Here is a 21,488-nt window from a genome sequence, read left to right as displayed (position 1 = left end):
CATCCGGCTTGTCTCACTGCTAAAGGGCGCGGTTCTGGCCGCGCCGCTTTTCTTTTCAGGAGCAGCCTCCGCCATGGTACCAGGCCAACAGATCCCGGACCGGTTCGAGGAAGTCTCCTTCTCCAGTCTGCCGGGCTGGCAGAGCGACGATCATGCCGCGGCCCTCACCGGCTTTCTGCGGCTGTGCCGCAAACCGGAAATCCTGAACCAGGACAAGATGTTTCCGCCCATTTCCGCGTCGGACCTGAAAGACCTGTGTCGCGACGCCGAAAAGGCAGCCGAAGCCGGCGGAGATGCGCCGCGGACCTTTTTTGAAAGCCGGTTCACCCCATTGCGAATCGTCCAGAGCGGTTTCGTCACCGGTTATTTCGAACCGGAACTGGCCGCGTCCCGCGTCAGGACTGACACATTCCGGTACCCCTTGTTGAAAAAGCCGGAAGGTCTGGAGGCCGTTACCCCGGAAAATCGGCCGCAAGACTGGCCGGCCACACTCAGCCACGGGCGGCGGGTCAACGGACGGCTGACCGAAATGCCGGATCGGGGCGCCATCATGGACGGCAAGCTTGACCCGGAGAACCTCGAACTCGTCTGGCTGGCCGATCCGATCGACGCCTATTTCGTGCATGTTCAGGGCTCGGCCCGGCTGCGCCTTGCGGATGGAGGCGCGATGCGGGTGGGATATGCGGGCAAGACCGGCCACCCGTACACCGGCATTGCCCGGCTGCTGGTGAAACGCGGCGAAGGCACGCCGGAAGATTTCACGGCCGCAGGCCTGCGCGCCTGGCTGGAAGCCCATCCGGACGAGCGGGATCAGCTGTTCCGGCAAAACCGGTCTTTCATCTTCTTCCGGGAGGTTGACGAAGTCGGGCTGACCGACGGGCCGGTGGGGGCGGCGGGCCTTCCGCTCGTCGCAGGCCGCAGCCTTGCGGTCGATCCGCATTTCATTCCCTACGGCACGATGGTGTTCATCGCCTCCACTCTGGAGGATCGTGACAGCGGCAACACCCCTTTCCGAAGGCTGATGGTGGCCGACGATACAGGCTCGGCGATCAAGGGCCCTGCGCGAGGGGACATTTTCGTCGGCTCCGGACAGAGGGCCGGCACCATCGCCGGCGATATTCGCCACAAGGCAGATTTCACGATCCTGGTGCCGACCATTCGTCTTGACCCTGCCGGCGTGACGGCGGACTGACTCATGTCGAGACGAGGCAAAAAAGGGACGCTGTCGCCGGAAGACAGGGAATTGTGGGGCAAGGTTTCCAAAACCCTGACCCCGCTGCATCCCGACAGGGCAATGGAACTCAAGGCCGACCTTGAAAAAATCGTCGCAGCCGAACCGGCCGAACCCGCGAAACGCCCGAAAACGGCCACCGCGATCAAGTCCCCAGCCAACGCCAAGGCACCACCCGCACCGCTGCCCCTGCATCAGCTGGAACATCGGTACCGCCGCAAACTGGTGCGCGGCGTCAGGGCCATCGATGCGCGGATCGATCTGCATGGTCTGACCCAGCACCAGGCCCATGACCGGCTGCGGGGCTTTCTTCATCAGGCGCAGGCGAGAAGCCACAAGATTGTGCTGGTGATCACGGGCAAGGGCAGTGGAGATGCACGCGCCTATATGGACGAGCGCGGCGTTTTGCGCAGAATGGTGCCCCAGTGGCTGTCGATGCCCGACATGCGCTCCGTGGTACTCGGCTACGAGGAAGCCCACGCGAACCATGGCGGCGCCGGCGCCCTTTACGTTCGCATTCGAAAAAGAAGGTAGGGCCGTGACCCCACTTGGCGCAAAAATCCGGGAGTTGAGGACAAAACGGGATGTGTCGCTGAAGGAAATGGCGGCGGCCCTGTCGGTTTCCAGTGCCTATCTGTCCGCGCTGGAACACGGCAAACGCGGCAAGCCGACATGGTTTCTCGTCCAGCGAATCATCGCCTATTTCAACGTGATCTGGGACGAGGCGGAAGAAATCCAGCGCCTGGCTGAACTGTCCGATCCGCGCGTGACCATCGATACGGCCGGTATGAACCCGAAGGCCACCGAGCTTTCCAACCAGCTTGCCCTGAAGATCGGAGGTCTGTCCGAAGAATCTCTCACCATCCTTTTGCACCAGCTCCGCGTCGCTGCCGTCAAGGACGGGGTGTAGCGGCGCCCGCTCCTGCCTCCTGCTTCTTGCCATCCTGCCCGAAGGGCAGAGGAGATCCGGGAACCAGGGCTCCCGGGTGGACGTTGCTATCCATGAGGCTCTCTGGTTTGCGCCTGCGCAAAGAAACCACGCGGAGGATGGCGGGCAAACCGGTGAGCCAGGCCACGGCATGACGGGGAAATGCTGGTTCTGTTCCGCACGGAAGAAGGCCTGGGACGGGTTCGATCAGGATTTACGTGTCCTTCAACCACATCCTCTATATAACCTGCAGCAAACCCGCGCCTGCTGAACTGAACACTGGACCAGTATGAAACTTTCCCAGGAAGACCTTGCCGGACTGATTGATGCCAATGACCTGAGAAATCGCCTGACCGAGCTGACTGCCGGTAACGATGGCGACGGCTCGGATATGAAGACCCGCTCGGCCGTGCTTTCAATGCTGAAGCAGGTGGTGAAAGAGGCTCGCGGCAAGGCTCAGGAGATGCTTGACGAGGACGGCGGTGGGCTGCTGTGCGCCGGGCGGCTGTCCTATATCCAGGACGAATTGATCCGCGTGATCTACGATTTTGCCCTGTATCACGTCTACCGGATCAAGAACCCGTCCGCCGCTGAGCGCATGTCCGTTGCCGCCGTTGGCGGCTATGGCCGCGGCACGCTGGCGCCGGGATCGGATATCGATCTTCTGTTCGTGCTGCCCTACAAGCAGACCCCCTGGGGCGAGCAGGTGGTGGAATACATCCTCTACATGCTGTGGGATCTCGGCTTCAAGGTGGGTCACGCCACCCGCAATATCGATGAGTGCATCCGCCTGTCCAAGTCGGATATGACCATCCGCACCGCCATTCTGGAAGCACGTTTCATCTGGGGTGACGTCGCCCTATTCGAGGAACTCGTCCAGCGTTTCGACAAGGAAGTGGTCGAGGGCACCAGCTCGGAATTCATCGCCGCCAAGCTTCAGGAACGAGACGACCGCCACAAGCGACAGGGTGCTTCGCGCTATCTGGTTGAACCGAACATCAAGGAAGGCAAGGGCGGTCTGCGCGATCTGAACACCCTGTTCTGGATCGCCAAGTACCATTACCGCGTCAAAAGACAGTCGGAACTGGTCAAGAAAGGCGTTCTGACCCGTTCCGAGTATGCCCGGTTCAAGAAGTCGGACGATTTCCTGTGGGCGGTCCGCTGCCATCTGCATTTCCTCACGGGCCGGCCGGAAGAGCGCCTGTCCTTCGATGTCCAGCGCGAGATCGCAATCCGGCTCGGCTACACGCAGCATCCGGGCATGAAGGATGTCGAGCGTTTCATGAAACACTACTTCCTGGTGGCCAAGGATGTGGGCGATCTGACCCGCATCATCTGCGCCGCGCTGGAGGAAGAACACGTCAAGGAACCGCGCGGCAAGGGCCTGACCGGCATGATGCGCCGCCTGCGCGCGGGCCGCGGTTCCAGCACGGCCAAACCCGTGGAAGGCGCAAGCGGCTTCGTGGTGGAGAACAACCGCCTGAATGCGGTGTCCCCAACCGTGTTCGAAACCGATCCGACCAATCTTTTGCGGGTGTTCCAGGTCGCGGACAAAAATGACTACAACATGCATCCGCATCTCACCCGCCTGATCCGGCATTCGCTGAAGCTGGTCGATGCGAGCCTGCGTGCCGATCCGGAAGCGAACCGGCTGTTTGTGTCGATCCTCACCTCCCGGCACGCGCCGGAAAAGACCTTGCGCAAGATGAACGAAACCGGCGTGCTCGGCCGCTTCGTCCCCGAATTCGGCAAGGTCGTGGCGATGATGCAGTTCAACATGTATCACCACTATACGGTCGATGAGCACCTACTCCGGTCTATTGGCGTGCTGGCCGATATCGAACGCGGCGATAGCGGCGACGACCATCCACTGGCGACCGACCTGATCCTGACTTTGCAGAACCGCAAGGTGCTGTTTGTCGCGATGTTCCTCCACGACATCGCCAAAGGCAGGCCGGAAGACCATTCCGTCGCCGGCGCCCGGGTTGCCCGCAAGCTGTGCCCCCGTTTCGGGCTGAACGACGCGGAAACCGAAACCGTCGCCTGGCTGATCGAACGTCATCTGGACATGAGCACCATTGCCCAGTCGCGTGACCTGTCCGACCGCAAGACGATCACGGATTTTGCCAACACCGTGCAGTCGCTCGAACGGTTGAAATTGCTGCTGATCCTGACCGTTGCCGATATCCGCGCCGTCGGCCCGGGTGTCTTCAACGGCTGGAAGGGCCAGCTGCTGCGCACGCTCTACTATGCCACCGAACCGTATCTGTCCGGCGGTCACACGAAAATGTCGCATCGCCAGACCATCGAGAAGGCAAAGGAAGAGCTCTCCGGTCATTTGAGTCACTGGTCCGCCAAGGACCGGAACGCCTATCTGAACCGGCATTATCCCGCCTATTGGCTGCGCACGGAACCGGAGCGGCTGGTGTCCCATGCCGAACTTCTGCACAAGGCGGACAAGGAAAAGACGCAGCTCGCCTTTCAGGTCATTCCACGGGCATTCGAAGGCGTGACCGAACTGACAATCATGGCGCAGGACCATCCGCGCCTCCTGTCGATCATTGCCGGTGCCTGTTACGCGACCGGCGCCAATATCGTCGACGCGCAGATCGACACCACCACGGACGGCTACGCGCTGGACACGATTTTCATTGGCCGTGAACTGCCCGACGACGAAGACGAAATACGTCGCGGCGAGCGGATTACAGCGCTGATCGAGACAACGCTGCGCGGTGAAGAGCGACTTCCCGAACCGGTGTCCAAGAAGGCCGGCGTCAAGGGCCGCATGAAAGCCTTCAAGGTGGCCAGCGAGGTTCTGGTCAACAACTCGCTCTCTGACGATTACACGGTGCTGGAGATCTCCGGTCTTGACCGTCCGGGGCTGCTCTATGACCTGACGCGCTCCATTGCGACGCTCAACCTGAACATTGGCTCGGCCCATATTTCGACCTTCGGCGAGAAGGTTGTCGACGTTTTCTACGTGACCGATCTCACCGGACAGAAAATAGCCAACATCGGCCGCCAGGAGATCATCCGTGAGCGGCTTGCCAACGCGGTCGATGGCAATGTGGAACTCGACCCGGCAGCTCCCGTTGCGCGCAAGGTCCAGCGGCAGGCTTCATAAGTGCATTCCTCTGTCTTCGGAGCCCTTCCGGCATGAGTCTCGTCCGCAATTTCGCAACCGTCGGCAGCGCGACCCTGCTGAGCCGTCTGCTCGGCTTCGTCCGCGATGTGCTTCTGGCTGCCGTCGTCGGGGCCGGGCCGGTTGCCGATGCCTTCGTGGTGGCCTTCCGCCTGCCCAACCTGTTCCGGCGGCTGTTTGCGGAAGGGGCCTTCAACTCCGCCTTCATTCCGCTGTTCGGACGGACGGTCGAGGAGGAGGGCGATGCGGGCGCCAAACGTTTTGCCGGTGAAATCGGCGCGGCGCTGCTGTTCTGCCTGCTGGTGCTGACTGCCTTCGCGCAGATCTTCATGCCGGTGGTGGTCTGGGCGCTGGCGCCGGGCTTTGTGGAAGACCCGACCAAATACGATCTGACGGTGCTGATGTCGCGCATCGCCTTTCCCTATCTGATCTTCATGTCGATGCTCGCCTTCATCGGCGGCATCCTCAACACCTATCAGCGTTTTGCCGCCGCCGCCTTCGCGCCGGTGATGCTGAACGTGGTGATGAGCGCCGTTCTGGGCACCGTGCTCTATCTGGGCATCAAGGACGAGACCAATCTCGGGGTCATTCTGGCCATTGGCGTTACCGTCGGCGGTATCGTGCAGCTTGTTGTCGTTCTCATCGACCTGAAGCGCCTCGGCTTCAAGATCCCCGTCTTCCGGCCGCGCTACACCAAGTCGGCCAAACGCCTGCTGATGCTCGGCATTCCGGGTGTCGTTGCTGGCGGCGTCACCCAGATCAACATTGCCGTTGGCCAGATCATCGCCTCCATGCAGGAAGGTGCCAACGCGCTGCTGTATTTCGCCGACCGTCTCTACCAGTTGCCGCTCGGGGTGATCGGCATCGCCATCGGCGTGGTGCTGCTGCCGAGCCTTACCCGCCAGCTGCGCGCCGGGCAAATGGGCGCTTACCAGCACAGTCTCAACCGGGCGCTGGAGTTCTCTCTCGTGCTGACCCTGCCGGCTGCGGTCGCGCTGGCGGTCGTGCCGCAGGAAATCGTCTCGGTGCTGTTTCAGCGCGTGCGCTTCGATGCTGCTGCCGTGGAAGGCACCGCCGCGGCTCTTACGGCATTTTCCTTCGGTTTGCCTGCCTTCGTGCTCAACAAGGTGTTTTCGCCCGGCTATTTCGCCCGGGAAGACACCAAGACGCCGATGATCTTCGCCGTTATCGGCATGGTCGTGAACGTCGGCCTGTCAATCGCGCTCTTTCCGGTGCTCCAGCATGTCGGCATCGCGCTGGCCACCACGCTGGCTGGCTGGGTGAACACCGGGTTGCTGATCATCGTTCTGTGGCGGCGCGGCCATTTCCAGCCGGATTTCAAGCTGCTCCGGCGTCTGTCGCTGGTGGTGCTTGCCAGCCTGCTGATGGGGGTCGTTGTGCATTTTGCCGCCGTCTACATGGCGTCCTGGCTGTCGGCGCCGTGGCTGGCCGTGCGTGCGGGCAGTCTGTTACTGCTCGTGCTCGTCGGCATGGTCACCTTTGCCGTGTTCACCCAGCTCAGCGGCGGGGCGGACCTTATCGGCATGCTCAAAGCGTTGAGACGACGCAACACCTGAGCGCGAAACGCCGGAGCGCACCGTTTCCGGCTTGCATGGATCACGGACCGGGCTTAAACCCGGCCCGCCCAAACATTCATAGCGCCCTTCCAACCGGCCGCACCATAAAAGGGATCTGAAATGGCGGAGTTCCAGCCCCGTGTCTTTTCCGGCGTCCAGCCGACAGGCAATCTGCATCTTGGCAACTATCTGGGCGCTGTTTCGCGCTGGGTTCCGTTGCAGGATCAAATGCCGACGATCTTCTGCGTCGTCGACAGCCACGCCATCACCGCAGGGTTTCCGGATCCGCACGAGCTTGCCCAGGCAACCCGTGAAGTGACCGCTGCCTATATGGCTGCCGGCATCGATCCGAAAAAATCGATCATCTTCAACCAGAGCCAGGTTCGCGAACACACCGAACTTGCCTGGATCTTCAACTGCGTGGCGCGCATGGGCTGGCTCAACCGCATGACCCAGTTCAAGGAAAAGGCAGGCAAGAACAAGGAAAACGCCTCCGTTGGCCTGTTCGCCTATCCGAACCTGATGGCTGCCGACATCCTGGCCTACCGCGCGACCCACGTTCCGGTCGGCGACGACCAGAAACAGCATCTGGAACTGACCCGCGACATCGCCGCCAAGTTCAACAATGACTTTGCGGAGCGCATCAAGGAACTGGATATTGGGATCGCGAACCCGACGCCTTCGCCGGAACTGCCGGAATATCTCTATTTCCCGCTGACCGAACCGATGATCGCCGGTCCGGCCACCCGGATCATGTCGCTGCGCGATGGCACCAAGAAGATGTCAAAGTCCGACCCGTCGGACCTGTCTCGCATCAATCTGACGGACGACGCGGACTCGATCTCCAAGAAGATCAAGAAAGCCAAGACCGATCCGGACGCTCTGCCGAGCGAAACGGACGGCCTGGAAGGCCGGCCGGAAGCGGACAACCTTGTCGGCATCTTTGCCGCCCTGAGCGGCGCGACCAAGGCCGATGTGCTGAAGGAATATGGCGGCCAGCAGTTCTCCGCGTTCAAGCCGGCCCTGTCCGACCTTGCGGTTGAGAAACTCTCACCGATGACCGACCAAATGCGCCATCTGATGGACGACAGGGCCGAGATCGACGCTATCCTGAAGGACGGCGCCGAAAAGGCCTCCGCCATCGCCGAACCGGTGCTGAAGGACGTACGCAAGATCATCGGTTTCATCGACGTCCGCTAAGACGCCGAAGCGACGACCCGATCCTGAAAGCCCGGCAGTTTACTGCCGGGCTTTTTGTTTGAGCGGTTGCCAGCCAAATACGGTCCTTAGATCATCGTTGCCGATTGCCGGAAATCTACAGCAGCGTTCCGCAACCGCATTGCTGACCCTGTCGGAATTACCAATACCGGCGCCGGTCCGGTGCTTGAAGAGTGCATATGAACGTGGCGGGAAACCACCGATTTACCTTTTTGATCGACCGATGAAACGGTTTCTCAAAGATTCCATCGCACTCTCAAGGCAACAGGATCTTGTAGAGAGTAGTTATCTTGGTCAGTCAAAACAGCGAACGCGCAGCCAAAGACGCGCCAGCAGCCGATGACGCGCAGGAGAAATTCTTCGTCGAAGAGCAAAAGCATTCTTCTGCGGGCACCTTAACTACGGACGATTATTCACACAGGGCGGAAACCCACCGCGACGATGACAGCGGACCAGACGTCGGGCCCGGCCGCCGGGCGACCGACATTCCCGTGTCGGCACCCGCCAAATCTCTGCAGCACCTTGCTCTGGCCGGCATGATCGTTGGCCTTGCCGCGGGCTTTGTGATGGTTTCCGGCGAGGGCCTGAACCGGTTTCTGGGCCTTGGCCTGACCTTCTTTGCTGGCGGATTGGCCGTCTGGCGTCTGTTTGCAGACGACATGCAGCGGTCCGTGCAGGCGCTTCAGGTGAAAGACGACAAGATCCGCCGTTTGATGGCGCGATGCGAGGAACTTGAAGACCGTGCCTGGGAACTAGGCGAATCCGACGAACGCCATGCCAGTATTCTGGCGACGCTCGGCGACGTTGTGGTGCGGCGGGACCAGGATGGAACCATCACCTATGTCAATTCGGCTGCCGACGATGTTTTCGGGTTCGGGCATGCCTTGCAACCGGGCGCAACGCTGAACCTGCCGCTGCTTGAGGAAGTCGGCCTTGAAAACGCCGTCACCCAGGCGCTGGACAAGACGACGCCCGGCATGGGGTTTCAGGATCTGCACATCGACACCGCGCAGGGGCCGCGCTGGTTCTCGCGCATCGACATTCCGGTGCGCGATACGGCAACGGACCGTCAGCTCGTGCAGACCGTTCTGCGCGATGTCACGGAACGCCGCCTGATTGAGGAAGAATTGCTGGCCGCCCGTCATTCGGCGGAAAGCTCCAACGAGGCGAAATCGCGTTTTCTTGCGACCGTCAGCCACGAAATCCGCACCCCGCTCAACGGTGTTCTGGGCATGGCCGCGCTTCTGCGCGACACAAGGCTGACCAAGGAACAGAGCGCCTACATCGAGGCGCTGGAAACCTCCGGCGAAACGCTGCTTCTCCTGATCGACGAAGTGCTCGACTTTTCCAAGGTGGAAGCCGGCAAGCTCGACATACAGGCAGCCCCGGTCCCGGTCGGCGCGCTGGTGGAAAGCGTCGTTGAGCTGCTCGCCCCGAAGGCACACGCCAAATCGCTTGAAATCGGCTCGATGCTCGACCCGAAACTGCCGGAAGAGGTGACGCTGGACGCCACCCGTGTCCGTCAGATCCTCTACAATCTCATCGGCAATGGTATCAAGTTTACCGATGAGGGCGGCGTTGCCGTGGAGTTGACCGGACGTCCCAATCCGGACGGCGGCGGTTTTCTGGATATCGACGTGCGCGACAGCGGCATCGGCTTCGATGAAGAGGAAGCCGAGCGGCTGTTTCAGGAATTCGAACAGGTTGACCATGGTCCGGCGCGCAAGTTCGGTGGAACCGGTCTTGGTCTTGCCATCGCGCAGCGGCTTGCCGGCCTGATGGGCGGCGAAATCACCGCGCAGCCTGCGGGAGACGGCGGCGCCCTGTTCCGCGTGTCCCTGCCGATCCCCGAATCGCTTGTCGCCGACACGGACCCGCGCCTGGCCAAGCTGGAAGGCCGCAGGATCGTGTTCGTCAGCACCAGCCAGATCGAATGCCCGCTGCTGGCCAGACGGCTGCAATACCATGCGGCCGATGTGAGCGTGCATGCGCCAGGCAGCGCGGATCTCGACGCCGCGCTGGCCGAAGCAGACCTTCTGGTGGTCGACAATGGCGCCCTGTCCGACAGCGGCGGTTGGCTGGCCTCTGCCCGCCTGACCGGCTGCAAGGCCCCTGCCGTCGTGATGATTGCCCCTCCGGAACGCGAGCGTCTCGACCATCTGCGCGAAGCCGGATATGCCGCCTACCTCATCCGCCCGGTGAGGATCGAGACCCTTGTCCAGATCTTTTCCGGTCTTCTGGAGGACGAGGGCATGGAACATGCCTGGGACGCCAGCGCCGAGCCTGTCAGCAACGGCTTCCTGCCGAACCGCTACCAGGTGCCTGCCCGGCCGCTGCGCCTGCTTGTGGCCGAAGACAATGACATCAACCGGCTGCTGAGCGAAGCCATGCTGCGCAAGCTCGGCCATGTACCGGTGATGGTGATCGACGGCGAAAAGGCCGTCGAGGAAGCCGCCAGTGGCGCTTATGATGCAATCCTGATGGATTTGCATATGCCCGGTCTCGACGGATTTCAGGCGGTCCGCCAGATCCGCGCAGACGAAAAGGCTGCGGGGCGGCCCAATGTGCCGGTGCTGATCGTGACCGCCGACGTGATGAAGGATGCCCGAGACAAGGCCACTGAAGTTGGAGCCGCCGGCTATCTGACGAAGCCGCTCTCCGTGGAGGCAATTTCCGACGCTCTGGCCGAAGTCACCCGCGCCTGAACGCTTCCTGTCCGCCATGCAACAGCCCGCAAGCTGGAACGCTGCGACCGGTTTTCGTGAAGATTCACAAAGCTGCAAGAGTGGTCTAAGCTCGCACGTGGAAAACACGGCGCAAAAAACGGAGTGTCATCCATCTGTCGGAATAGTATGTTCTACGGCAAGGTGTGAAGCACACTGACCGGGTTCGGACGTCCTGTTCCGGCAAAGGTAATTTGTCAGGTGAAACAGACAACAACCTGTGAAACCTGTAAGGTGCGCCATAAGGAATACACGAGGGTGGAATGTCCATAATGCGGCAAGGGCTGTTTTCGCCCAGGAAACTGGTCAGGAAATTTACACCGGCGATGCGTCCGGATTCCAACCTTCCCAACACGCGGCGCATCGGGCCTGCCCTGCAGACACCGGTCAAAACCGGCGAAACGCTTGGTCGGATCGGCTCTCTGGAAGTGCGGATGGCCCGCAACTTCAAGGAAGTGAAAAAAGCGCAGCGCCTGCGGTACGATGTTTTCTACGAGGAAATGTCGGCCATTGCCGACGCGCACACCCTGGCGACCCGCCGTGACGCGGATCCTTTCGATGCCTATTGTGATCACCTGCTTGTGGTCGATCACAATTTGATGAAACGCAACAAGCTGGGCCGGCTAAAGCCTGAAATCGTGGGAACCTACCGGATCCTGCGCCAGGAAATTGCAGATCAGCATTCCGGGTTTTACACCGCCGCCGAATACGACATCCAGTCGCTGATCGACGCCAACCCTGGCAAGCGGTTCATGGAACTCGGCCGCTCCTGCGTGCTCAAACCCTACCGCAACAAGAAAACCGTCGAGCTGCTGTGGCACGGCATCTGGGCCTATGTGCTGCGCCACAATATCGATGTCATGCTCGGCTGTGCCTCGATCGAAAGCACCAACCCGGATGCCATCGCCGGCCAGCTTTCCTTCCTGCATCACCATGCTCGCGCCCCGGAAGAATGGCGCGTGCGCGCGGTGGGAGACAGATACGTCGAAATGAACCGCATGACGGCCGAGGAACTCAATTCCAAGGAAGCGCTGCGTGCCCTGCCGCCGCTGGTGAAGGGTTACCTGCGCCTCGGTGCGTTCATCGGCGACGGTGCCGTGATCGATCATCAATTCGGCACGACGGATGTGCTGATCATCATGCCGGTGTCCGAACTCAACACCCGCTACGTCAATTACTACGGCGCCGACGCGAGCCGCTATTCCAGCTAAGCCGCTTGGCGCGTTGGCCTGTCCTGCACGACTGCGGCCTGAGCCATAGGCCCGGACTGCAATGCTTTTTGCGTCCGGGTGGAAGCCGGTTCAGGCGCATTGGCCGCGCGGGTGGGCTCTATTCTCACTTCCCCCTGCAAACCGCGCAATTCCCGGTAGCCTTAACGCCCCCTTAAATCGCCGCAATTTAAGCTCATCTCCGGGGAAACCGGCGCTTTGCCGGATAACGCCAACCCTGGTTGGTACGGAGTTAGGGGACGAAGGATCAATGGCGCCTCGGGCGAAACGCCAGCCGCGTGTTGAACCAACATTCGGAAATTCAGGCAGCAGCCTGCTCGACCTGCGTTTAAGCCCGCAGGATCGCCCGGCTGCGCCGTCTTCCAAGAAGTCCGGCAAGGGCAAGACGCGCAAGGCGCCGGCCAAGAAAAAACCCGCCTCCTCCACCCGCAAGACAGCCAAGAAGGGCAATGGCGGCGGTGGTACCGGAAGGGGCGGCGGCCGGTCCGGTGCCAAGCGGCGCAAGACAAAGCGCAAGAACAGGTTTCAGGCGCCGACTGCATTCGGCCGTTTTCTCAAGCGCGGCCTCTACTGGAGCATGGTGCTCGGCATCTGGGGCACCATCGCCGTCGTCTGCCTCATTGGCTATTACGCCGCCTTCCTGCCGCCGACCTCCGAATGGCAGGTTCCGGCGCGGCCGCCCAACGTCAAGATCGTCGCCGCCAATGGCGAATTGCTGGCAAACCGTGGTGACACGGGCGGCGAAGCCGTGCGGCTGGAGCAATTGCCGCCCTATCTGCCCAATGCCGTCATTGCCATCGAGGACCGGCGCTTCCGCTCGCATTTCGGCGTCGACCCGATCGGCCTTGCCCGTGCGGTCTATACCAACTTCACCTCCGGCCGCCTGCAGCAGGGCGGCTCTACGTTGACGCAGCAGCTTGCCAAGAACCTGTTTCTGGAACAGGACCGGACGATCAAACGCAAGATCCAGGAACTGATACTCGCCTTCTGGCTGGAGGCCGAATATTCCAAGGACGAGATCCTGGAAATGTATCTGAACCGGGTCTATCTCGGCTCCGGCGCCTATGGCGTGGATGCCGCTGCCCGCCGGTACTACGGTAAATCCGCACGGCTTTTGACCATTCCGGAAGCGGCCACCATTGCGGGCCTGCTGAAAGCCCCGTCGCGCTATTCGCCCGCCCGTAACCCGGACCTTGCCGAAGAGCGGGCCCAGCTTGTGCTCGCCGCCATGCACGAGGAAGGCTACATCACCGATGATGAGGCCAAGAACGCTCTGGCCGCGCCAGCCAAGGTGGTGCGCCGCTACACCAGTGCCAGCGAAAACTATGCCGCCGACTGGGTGATGGACGTGCTGCCGCATTTCATCGGCTCAATCGAGAGCGACATCGTTGTCGACACCACCATCGACCCGAAAATGCAGCGTGCCGCCGAGAAGGCGTTGCGTGGTGCCTTGAAGGAAAACCGCAAGAAATACGGCGTTTCCCAGGGCGCGGTCGTGACGCTGGATACCGCAGGCGCCGTGAAGGCGCTGGTCGGCGGGGCCGATTATGCCAAGAGCCAGTACAACCGCGCCGTCTATGCCAAGCGGCAGCCGGGCTCGTCCTTCAAGCCGTTCGTCTACCTGTCCGCACTTGAAAATGGCCTGTCGCCCCAGACCATCCGCCAGGACCAGCCGGTTCGGTACGGCAACTGGTCGCCCAAGAACTATACCAAGGACTACTACGGCCCGGTAACGCTGACGCGGGCGCTCAGCATGTCGCTGAATACTGTCGCCGCGCAGCTTACCTATGAGGTTGGCGCAGGAACCGTTGCCGATACCGCCAAACGGCTTGGCATAACTTCGGAAATGAAGAACAACCTGTCGATCGCTCTCGGAACCTCCGAAGTCACGCCGCTGGAAATCGCCGGGGCCTATGTGCCGTTTTCCAACGGCGGCTACGGTGTGCTGCCGCATGTGATCCGGCGGATCCGCACCGTGGACGGCAAGACACTGTACTCCCGCTCCGGCGATGGCCGTGGCCGGGTGATCGACCGCCAGCAGGTCGGTGAAATGAACATGATGATGTCGGAAACCCTGTTGACCGGTACCGGCCGCAAGGCGCGGCTGGAAGGCGGACGCCCCGCCGGGGGCAAGACCGGCACCAGCCAGGATTTCCGTGACGCCTGGTTCATCGGCTACACGGGCAATCTGACAACCGCCGTCTGGCTGGGCAATGACGACAACTCGCCCACGCGCAAGGCAACCGGTGGCGGGCTGCCTGCGACCGTGTGGAAAGAGGTGATGGATGCGGCCCATGAAGGCCTGCCCGTGGCGGATCTGCCGGGCGTGCCGGATGTCCCGGCCACCGTCTCCGCACCGCGCAAGCCCGGCCCGGCAGACACCGTCGGTTCCGGCAGCGACCCGATCCCGCCCGCACCCATCGGTGGCGGCGGTGGCGGCGAAAGCAACGGCGAACGCCGCGGCCCGCTGAACCTGCTGCGCAATCTGTTTGGTGGTGGTGGCTGATACCGAGAACTGTCGTTCACGGCTCACGCGGCCGTGTTTGAGGCTTCAGCCGGTGGCGGCGTGCGTTCGGCCGTATCTGCAGCCCATCATTCGAGACAGGCTTTCAGCCTTCCTCAGGATGAGGGAGATGTATGCTGAAAGCCTCGGAAGATCAAAACAGTGAACCTCATCCTGAGCAGGGCCGGAACGGCCCGTCTCGAAGGATGGGCCCCTTGCTCCATTTCTCAGAAATACCTGCGACACATATCCGTTAATTCCGCCTCAGCACTGATGGCTGTAGGTGAACACCAGCGTGTCCGTGGTGTAGCGTCCGGTCGGGCGGCAGCGATTGAAGACTTCGCGAGTGCCGGTAACCGTGACCTGAAGCTGGTCGCCGCGCACCGGCCCTTCGACGAAATATTCAAGCGGCGATCCCGGGCAGTATTTGGAAAACACCCGGGCAGTGCCGGAATACCAGTTGCCGTTCTTGGACCCGTTGAAGAGCAGCGTGCCCCGCTGAACGCCGGCGTTGCGCAGAACGGGTTTCGGAACTTCGTAAGACAGCCAGCGCTGATTGCCCTGTGCCTGCAGGCGCATGAGCGAACCGTTGTGGTTCCAGCAGCTGTCGGCCATGGCCTGACTGGTGAGAGCCAGACCCGGCAAGACCAGGCCCAGCAAGATGAGCGTGACCGCCCTGATTGAATTTTTCCGGATTATCATGTTGCCTCTCCCAGCGTCCCCAGGGAGATCGAAGCATATTCTGGCGTGTTTGTAACTCGTTTTGCCAGACCGCCGAAGAGTCCGGTCGCATCGGGCGTAAGGATTGACCTCAGTCAGCCGTATCCATGCAGGCGGACGCCGTTCTGTTTCAGCCAGACGCGCGCTCTGGGCGTTTGCGGGGCAAGCTGTTCGCACAGGCGCCAGAAACGCGCCGAATGGTTCATTTCCTTCAGATGCGCCACTTCGTGGGCCGCGACATAGTCCAGGATCTCCGGCGGCGCCAGAATGAGCCGCCAGGAAAAGGACAGCCGCCCGTTGGAGGCGCAGGAGCCCCAGCGGCTGGTGGTGTCGCGAATGCTGAGGGCGGCGATCTTCTTGTCGATGGCTGCAGCGTGAATGGCGGTGCGGGCCGAAAGGTCCGCCCTTGCCTGTTCCTTCAGCCAGGTGGTGACCTTGCGCGGAATGTGATCGTCCGCGCCCGGCACGAACACCGCCGGGAGTTCCGTATCGTCGTGGCCCAGAGTGATCAACCCGCGCAGCTTGCCCGTCGGCACGATAACGTGATCCTCGCCGCGCAGAGGCACGATCTCGCCAGGCAGAAAGGTGATGTGGTCCGGCCTGTCCTGAAGCCGCTCGATCAGCCAGTCGATATGCTGACGCGCGAACCGCTCCGCACGGGCCAGGTCCCCGCCCTTGGGAACCGTCAGCACAGGACCGGAGCGGTCTGCCGGCAAACGCAGAAGGTACCGCTGCGCGCGCGGATTGGCCTTGAGACGGATGCGCACGGCGCTGGCACCGGTCTGGATCTCGATATGGTCGGGCAGCGTTTTCTTGCCGGCGCGCAGAAACATCAAGGGCGAAGGTCCAACGAATCAGTTGTCATGATTTTAGCGAACTTGCGCGCGATTTTGCGGCAAATCTGACAGCGGGCATTTATTGAAATTCGGATTCCCAAGAAACCAACAGCAATTTCGGCTGCCGGAAAAGACAAGAGCGGCGCCTTTGCGGGCGCCGCTCTTGGTCTGGCCGTCGGGGAACGTCCGGGAGGAGGAGACTTACAACGGTGCGGCTTCGCTGCCGTTGTTGCGGCCCCGGTTGGCCATGAAGCGGTCGAATTCTTCCTGATCGCGCGCACGGCGCAATTCGCGGAGGAAGTCGTCGAACTCGGCGCGCATGGTGTCGAGCTTGGCACGCTCTTCTTCCAGGCGCTTCAGTTCACGCTCACGATAGTCGTCAAAGGCGACGTTGCCCGTGCGGGCATGGGAAGTCGTGTTCATCTGCTCGAAGGCTCCCTTCAGCGGGCTGCCCCGCCACTGATCTTTGGCATCGCGGAGCATGCCTTCAAAGCGGTCGCCCCACAGAATGTAGGCAAGCATGGCAAGGCCAAGCGGCCAGAAGGCCACGAACCCCAGCACCATCAGGCCGATAGTTGCCGGCGTCCAGGCAGGTTTGATCATGCAACTTTTAGCTGTTGTCATCGTCCTATCCATTTCAGACATCCACGTCACTGAAGGTGGGGATGAACGCAGGCGCCTTCAAGGATTTGTGACTGGAATCACAGCAACCCGGCAACGAAAAACCCGGACAGCGAAGCCGCTGCCCGGGTTTAATTCATTGATTCATAAGTAGAAGATGGAACGGATCAGTCGAAAGGTCCGTCAATCACATGTTGTGCCGAATAATTCGCCAGAAGCTTCTCACGGTGCCATTCGGCCGCCATCGGCGCATTGGCGTATTCGTGAAAACAGGGCGTTCCAAGCGTGAAATGCAGAAGCTTCGCGTCCGGGTTGGGGCCGAATTCATCCGGCAGCCAGTTCCATTCCTTCGGCAGTTCGCCGATGAGTTCGTCGTCCAGCCAGGTGAAGCGGTGCAACTGTGCGCCGGTCGAATTCATCACGAAATCGGGCGTCACCACCTTGTTGGCCGGATGGCCGCAGTTCCACAGCACGACGCTGGACCAGTTCTTGCGCGGGTAGTTCTCGTTCTTGGAGCCGAGATATTTGGTGGTCTGCCGCGTCTCATAGTCGTGATGGACACACATGACCGCCTTGCTCTCGTCGCGCATGGCGAACAGCTTGGCAATGTCGTCCCGCACGATCATGTCGCCGTCCATGAACAGCGCCCAGCCGTTGTAGTTCATCAGGCTCGGGATCAGAAAACGGGTGTAGATGAAGTGATTGGACCCATCAGTGTGGGTTTCATTGTAGGTCTTCAGATTGTGCAACGACAGCGGCGTGATCGCCAGCACGTCGCTTGAAAGCCGGGTCAGGCTGTTGGCGCAAACATGATAGGCAATCGCTTCACGCGGATCGAAACCAATAAAAATATTGAGCACTACAGAAACCTCCGGCCTCGCTGTCTGACCGGCACTTGTATTGGGCCGAAAGGCCAGAATCAATAGCGGTGGGCGGGCGGCCGCCAGAAACCGGACTATTTGGGACAAGTTATCGCAAGATAGTGAAAGGCACCCGGACGGGTGCCTTTACCGATGCCGGGCTCAGCTCACCGTTTCGGAAAGCTGGCGAGCCTGCTCGATCCAGTTGTCCCGGGCGATTCTGCCCCGGAAATCGAGCTTGGTGTCCAGGGCTTCAATCTGCTCTTCCGTCAGACCTGCAATCTGCCAGAAGTGGAAGATCCCGGCTTCATTGAGCGCGGATTCCAGCTTGGGGCCGACGCCGCTGATCGACTTCAGATCGTCCGCGGCACCATCCGGCTGGGTCAGGAGAATGCTCTCCAGAGAACTTCCGGTGGATTTTTTTGCCGGTTTGGCCTTGGCAGGTGCAGGAGCTGTCTTGACCGCCTGCGCGGCGGCCGGAGCTTTTGCGGGAGGCTTTGCCGTTACAGCAGCAGGAGCAGCGGTCTTGGCTGCAGGTGCGGCGGCCGTGGCGACCGGCGCCTTCGCGGCGGGCTGGGGAAGGTCCGTGCGGTGGGAGCGGATGAAGTCCATGACCCGCGGCGCGATTTCCGACCGCCAGCGCGATCCGTTGAAGACGCCGTAATGGCCGACGTTCGGCTGCTCGTAATGCGCCTGCTTGTCGTCGTCCAGATTGGTGCAGAGCGCATGCGCCGCCTTGGTCTGGCCACGACCGGTGATGTCGTCCTTCTCGCCTTCGACGGTCAGGAGGGCCGTGCGGGTGATCTTGCCGCAGTCAACCAGGGTTCCATTGTGCGTCATGGTGCCGTTCGGCAGCGCGTGATCGATGAAGACCGTCTCGACGGTCTGCAGATAGAACTCGGCTGTCAGGTCCATTACGGCGAGATATTCGTCATAGAAGTCGCGGTGCTTTTCGGCATTGTCGCCGTCGCCTTCCACCAGATGCTGGAAGAAGTCACGGTGCGCAGTCACATGTCGGTCGAGGTTCATGCTCATGAACCCGGAAAGCTGCAGAAAGCCGGGATAAACGTCCCTCATGCAGCCCGGGTGCGGGAAGGGGACCTTCATGATGACGTTGTTCTTGAACCAGTCGATGCCCTTGGAAACCGCCAGATCGTTGACAGCCGTCGGCGCGACCCGCGTGTCGATGGGGCCGCCCATCAAGGTCATCGTGGAAGGCACATAGGGGTCTTCGCGGTCTTCCATGACCGCCACGGCCGCCAGCACCGGCACGGAAGGCTGACACACGCCGAGAATATGCGTGTCCGGACCCAGGAAGTGCAGCATCGAAATGATGTAGTCGATGTAATCGTCCAGATCGAACTTGCCTTCCTGTATCGGCACCATGCGGGCGTCGATCCAGTCGGTGATATAGACATCCGCATTGGGCATCAGCGCTTCCACAGTGCCGCGCAACAGCGTGGCATAGTGGCCGGACATCGGCGCGACGATCAGGATCTTGGGATCGTTGCGGCGCGTCGTAACTCCTCGTTCGAAGTGGATCAGGTCACAGAACGGGCGGCTCCAGACGCTGACTTCGCGCACAGGAACGCGCACACCGCTGACGGTGGTATCCTTGAGCCCGAATTCCGGCTTGCCATAGCGGCGCGTGGTGCGTTCCAGCACTTCGCAGCCAGCGGCAATGGATCGCCCGTAGCTAGTATGCGTCAGAGGATTGAGAGGATTCTGGAAGTATAGCCGGGTCATGTCGGCCAAAGCTCTGAAAGGCGCCATCGCGGCGTGGTTCAGTTCGTAAAGGTGGTAAAACGGCAAAGACGTCTCTCCTTTGCTGAACCAACTGGTGCCGGCCCCATTAGCATTGTTCGTGAACATTTTTTCGGCTCGCGTGTTCATACGCATTCTATTGCATTGCAGCAGGATAGCTATGCCTGTTGCAGCCCGCAATACTTCTAATTGGTATTTGAATACGCGCTAAGTGCTCAGGATCACGGCAAAAGACACTTTCGCACCAAATGACTGTGCAATGCAAAAGGCCCAATAGAACATTTAAATCAATTTGGTAGCTTTATACAAACCACGTGCGGAAGCGGCTCAGGCAGCCAGATCCGCGACCACTGCATCGAGCACGAAAAAACCTTCACGAGTCGCTCGAATCCGGTTTTCCCCGATAACTTCAACCATGCCGTGCTCGATCAGCGCCGCCAGACGGGCCGGATCGATGGAGCGGCTTGCGTAACGCTCGTAGCGTTTCAGGTCGATGCCCTCGGTCAGGCGCAGACCCATGAGCAGAAACTCGTCGCCCTGCTCTTCCTCGGACAGTCCTGCGTTTTCGATCAATGCCTGACCATGGCTCTCGACATTGTCCAGCCAGGTTTCCGGATGGCGCTCGGTCGAGGTCGCCAGACGGCTGACGCCAACCGTGATGCGGCCGTGGGCTCCGGGACCAACGCCGACATAGTCGCCGTAGCGCCAGTAGACCAGATTGTGCCGGCACTCGGCGCCCGGACGGGCATGGTTTGACACTTCATAGGCGGGCAGGCCGGCGGCAGCGGTCACGTTCTGCGTGAGTTCATAGAATTCCGCACCGAGATCGGGATCCGGCATCTGCAGCTTGCCCGCATGAAACAGCGTGTGGAAGGGCGTGCCTTCCTCGATCGTGAGCTGATAGAGCGAGAGATGATCGGCAGCGAGCGCGATGGCCTCGTTCAGCTCCTGCTCCCAACCTGCGAGCGTCTGGCCCGGACGGGCATAGATCAGGTCGAAAGACAGGCGCGGGAACGTGGCACGCGCGGTTTCGATGGCGGTACGGGCCGTGCGCGCATCATGCAGGCGGCCAAGCAACCTCAGATCCGTGTCGATGAGCGACTGAACGCCCAGCGAGACCCGGTTGACGCCTGCGGCCCGGTAGCCCCGAAAGCGTTCGGCCTCGACCGAGGAGGGATTGGCTTCCAGCGAAATCTCGACATTCTCATCCATCGACCAGCGATCGGATACCGCTTTCAGGATGCGGTCGACCGTCGCCGGCTCCATGAGCGAGGGCGTGCCACCGCCCAGAAACACGGATTGAACCGTCTTGCCCTTTGTCAGATCGGCGAAATGAGACAGTTCGCGCTCGAAAGCGGCCGCGAAGCGGGCCTGGTCGACCGGCTGGTGACGGACGTGGGAGTTGAAGTCGCAATAGGGGCATTTGGCCGCGCAGAACGGCCAATGAATATAAATACCGAAGCCCCCTTCGGCTGCCCCCGCGTGCGTCACGTTTTATCCTTCCAGGCAACCGGCGGAAAAGAGCTGGAATGCCCGTGCCCTGTGAGAAAGGGCCGATCTGTCCCCGGACCAGCCGTGTTTTTCTTCAGAGGTCATTTCGCCGAACGTCCGCTCATGGCCGTCCGGCTGGAAGACCGGGTCGTAGCCGAAGCCTTGCGCACCGCGCGGCGGCCAGACAATCTGGCCCTCGACCTCGCCGCGGAACATTTCCTCGCTGCCATCCGGCCAGGCCAGGCACAGCACGGCAACAAAGGATCCCCGGCGCTCTTCGTCAGTCGTTGCGCCCAGCGCCTGCAGCTTTTCCTCGATCGTGCGCATGGCCATCGCAAAGTCCTTGTCCGGCCCTGCCCAGCGCGCGGAATAGATGCCCGGATCGCCGTTCAGCGCCGCGACACAGAATCCGCTGTCATCGGCCAGTGCGGGCAGACGCGAAGCCTTGGCCGCCGCATGGGCCTTGATGGCCGCGTTTTCCTCGAACGTGGCACCCGTCTCGTCCGGTTCCGGCAGGTCCAGCTCTCCGGCGGAGATCACTTCAAAGCCGTAAGGCTGAAGCAGTTCGTTGAACTCGCGGATCTTGCCCTTGTTGTGGCTTGCGACAACCAGCTTGCCCGGTTCCAGCTTGCGGTGGCTCATGGT

16 protein-coding genes are annotated in these 21,488 nt (G+C 61.2%); 9 read left to right on the top strand and 7 right to left on the bottom strand.

What is annotated here, in order from left to right:
• The first annotated feature begins 73 nt into the window (after window positions 1-73).
• The 9 genes from mltA (at window position 74) to AC2A6O_RS10935 (ending at window position 14,554) form a co-directional block, all read left to right on the top strand.
• On the top strand, window positions 74-1,192 hold the full coding sequence (gene mltA, locus AC2A6O_RS10975) for a murein transglycosylase A (RefSeq protein WP_498926936.1): 1,119 nt from the start codon (window positions 74-76) through the stop codon (window positions 1,190-1,192).
• A 3-nt stretch (window positions 1,193-1,195) separates the two neighbouring features.
• A complete protein-coding gene (locus AC2A6O_RS10970) occupies window positions 1,196-1,765 on the top strand; it encodes a Smr/MutS family protein (protein ID WP_498926934.1) in 570 nt (189 codons plus the stop codon).
• Between the two features lie 4 nt (window positions 1,766-1,769).
• Window positions 1,770-2,141 (top strand): helix-turn-helix domain-containing protein, encoded by a 372-nt coding sequence (locus AC2A6O_RS10965; RefSeq protein ID WP_498926933.1) that lies wholly within the window; start codon window positions 1,770-1,772, stop codon window positions 2,139-2,141.
• 307 nt (window positions 2,142-2,448) lie between these two features.
• Complete coding sequence (locus tag AC2A6O_RS10960; protein WP_498926931.1) at window positions 2,449-5,283, top strand: [protein-PII] uridylyltransferase; 2,835 nt, start codon at window positions 2,449-2,451, stop codon at window positions 5,281-5,283.
• A 32-nt stretch (window positions 5,284-5,315) separates the two neighbouring features.
• Entirely contained in the window at window positions 5,316-6,878 is a 1,563-nt protein-coding gene (gene murJ, locus AC2A6O_RS10955; protein WP_498926929.1) for a murein biosynthesis integral membrane protein MurJ, read from the top strand.
• Window positions 6,879-6,998: 120 nt separating this feature from the next.
• Window positions 6,999-8,078: a tryptophan--tRNA ligase gene (gene trpS, locus AC2A6O_RS10950; RefSeq protein WP_148583272.1), complete on the top strand. Its 1,080-nt coding sequence runs from the start codon at window positions 6,999-7,001 to the stop codon at window positions 8,076-8,078.
• A 308-nt stretch (window positions 8,079-8,386) separates the two neighbouring features.
• A complete protein-coding gene (locus AC2A6O_RS10945; protein WP_498926926.1) occupies window positions 8,387-10,801 on the top strand; it encodes an ATP-binding protein in 2,415 nt (804 codons plus the stop codon).
• 290 nt (window positions 10,802-11,091) lie between these two features.
• Window positions 11,092-12,030, top strand: a complete 939-nt coding sequence (gene olsB / locus AC2A6O_RS10940; RefSeq protein WP_498927099.1) for a l-ornithine N(alpha)-acyltransferase — start codon at window positions 11,092-11,094, stop codon at window positions 12,028-12,030.
• A 268-nt stretch (window positions 12,031-12,298) separates the two neighbouring features.
• Window positions 12,299-14,554: a transglycosylase domain-containing protein gene (locus tag AC2A6O_RS10935; RefSeq protein ID WP_498926924.1), complete on the top strand. Its 2,256-nt coding sequence runs from the start codon at window positions 12,299-12,301 to the stop codon at window positions 14,552-14,554.
• A 261-nt stretch (window positions 14,555-14,815) separates the two neighbouring features.
• Here AC2A6O_RS10935 and AC2A6O_RS10930 read toward each other — a convergent pair whose 3' ends face one another.
• From AC2A6O_RS10930 to rdgB, 7 genes are all read right to left on the bottom strand, one after another.
• Window positions 14,816-15,253: a hypothetical protein gene (locus AC2A6O_RS10930; protein WP_498926922.1), complete on the bottom strand. Its 438-nt coding sequence runs from the start codon at window positions 15,251-15,253 to the stop codon at window positions 14,816-14,818.
• 113 nt (window positions 15,254-15,366) lie between these two features.
• On the bottom strand, window positions 15,367-16,104 hold the full coding sequence (locus AC2A6O_RS10925; RefSeq protein WP_498927097.1) for a M48 family metallopeptidase: 738 nt from the start codon (window positions 16,102-16,104) through the stop codon (window positions 15,367-15,369).
• 204 nt (window positions 16,105-16,308) lie between these two features.
• Complete coding sequence (locus AC2A6O_RS10920) at window positions 16,309-16,731, bottom strand: DUF2852 domain-containing protein (RefSeq protein WP_162855001.1); 423 nt, start codon at window positions 16,729-16,731, stop codon at window positions 16,309-16,311.
• A gap of 164 nt (window positions 16,732-16,895) precedes the next feature.
• Window positions 16,896-17,588, bottom strand: coding sequence for a glycosyltransferase (locus tag AC2A6O_RS10915; RefSeq protein WP_148583277.1), 693 nt, complete (start codon window positions 17,586-17,588; stop codon window positions 16,896-16,898).
• Window positions 17,589-17,750: 162 nt separating this feature from the next.
• Window positions 17,751-19,400: a polyhydroxyalkanoate depolymerase gene (phaZ, locus tag AC2A6O_RS10910; protein WP_498926920.1), complete on the bottom strand. Its 1,650-nt coding sequence runs from the start codon at window positions 19,398-19,400 to the stop codon at window positions 17,751-17,753.
• A gap of 279 nt (window positions 19,401-19,679) precedes the next feature.
• Window positions 19,680-20,843, bottom strand: coding sequence for a radical SAM family heme chaperone HemW (hemW, locus tag AC2A6O_RS10905; protein ID WP_498926918.1), 1,164 nt, complete (start codon window positions 20,841-20,843; stop codon window positions 19,680-19,682).
• Window positions 20,844-20,846: 3 nt separating this feature from the next.
• Complete coding sequence (gene rdgB, locus AC2A6O_RS10900; protein ID WP_148583280.1) at window positions 20,847-21,485, bottom strand: RdgB/HAM1 family non-canonical purine NTP pyrophosphatase; 639 nt, start codon at window positions 21,483-21,485, stop codon at window positions 20,847-20,849.
• Between the last annotated feature and the right edge of the window lie 3 nt (window positions 21,486-21,488).

It is taken from the genome of Labrenzia sp. ATLA3, from assembly GCF_057180185.1.
This window is presented reverse-complemented; position numbering and strand designations above follow the sequence as displayed.

What these genes read in the sequence shown, in the direction of transcription:
- olsB (WP_498927099.1), top strand. Translation starts at nt 11,092, where the DNA reads ATGCGGCAAGGGCTGTTTTCGCCCAGGAAACTGGTCAGGAAATTTACA.
- AC2A6O_RS10970 (WP_498926934.1), top strand. Translation starts at nt 1,196, where the DNA reads ATGTCGAGACGAGGCAAAAAAGGGACGCTGTCGCCGGAAGACAGGGAA.
- AC2A6O_RS10920 (WP_162855001.1), bottom strand. Translation starts at nt 16,731, where the DNA reads ATGACAACAGCTAAAAGTTGCATGATCAAACCTGCCTGGACGCCGGCA.
- AC2A6O_RS10930 (WP_498926922.1), bottom strand. Translation starts at nt 15,253, where the DNA reads ATGATAATCCGGAAAAATTCAATCAGGGCGGTCACGCTCATCTTGCTG.
- trpS (WP_148583272.1), top strand. Translation starts at nt 6,999, where the DNA reads ATGGCGGAGTTCCAGCCCCGTGTCTTTTCCGGCGTCCAGCCGACAGGC.
- AC2A6O_RS10960 (WP_498926931.1), top strand. Translation starts at nt 2,449, where the DNA reads ATGAAACTTTCCCAGGAAGACCTTGCCGGACTGATTGATGCCAATGAC.
- AC2A6O_RS10925 (WP_498927097.1), bottom strand. Translation starts at nt 16,104, where the DNA reads ATGTTTCTGCGCGCCGGCAAGAAAACGCTGCCCGACCATATCGAGATC.
- murJ (WP_498926929.1), top strand. Translation starts at nt 5,316, where the DNA reads ATGAGTCTCGTCCGCAATTTCGCAACCGTCGGCAGCGCGACCCTGCTG.
- rdgB (WP_148583280.1), bottom strand. Translation starts at nt 21,485, where the DNA reads ATGAGCCACCGCAAGCTGGAACCGGGCAAGCTGGTTGTCGCAAGCCAC.
- AC2A6O_RS10935 (WP_498926924.1), top strand. Translation starts at nt 12,299, where the DNA reads ATGGCGCCTCGGGCGAAACGCCAGCCGCGTGTTGAACCAACATTCGGA.
- mltA (WP_498926936.1), top strand. Translation starts at nt 74, where the DNA reads ATGGTACCAGGCCAACAGATCCCGGACCGGTTCGAGGAAGTCTCCTTC.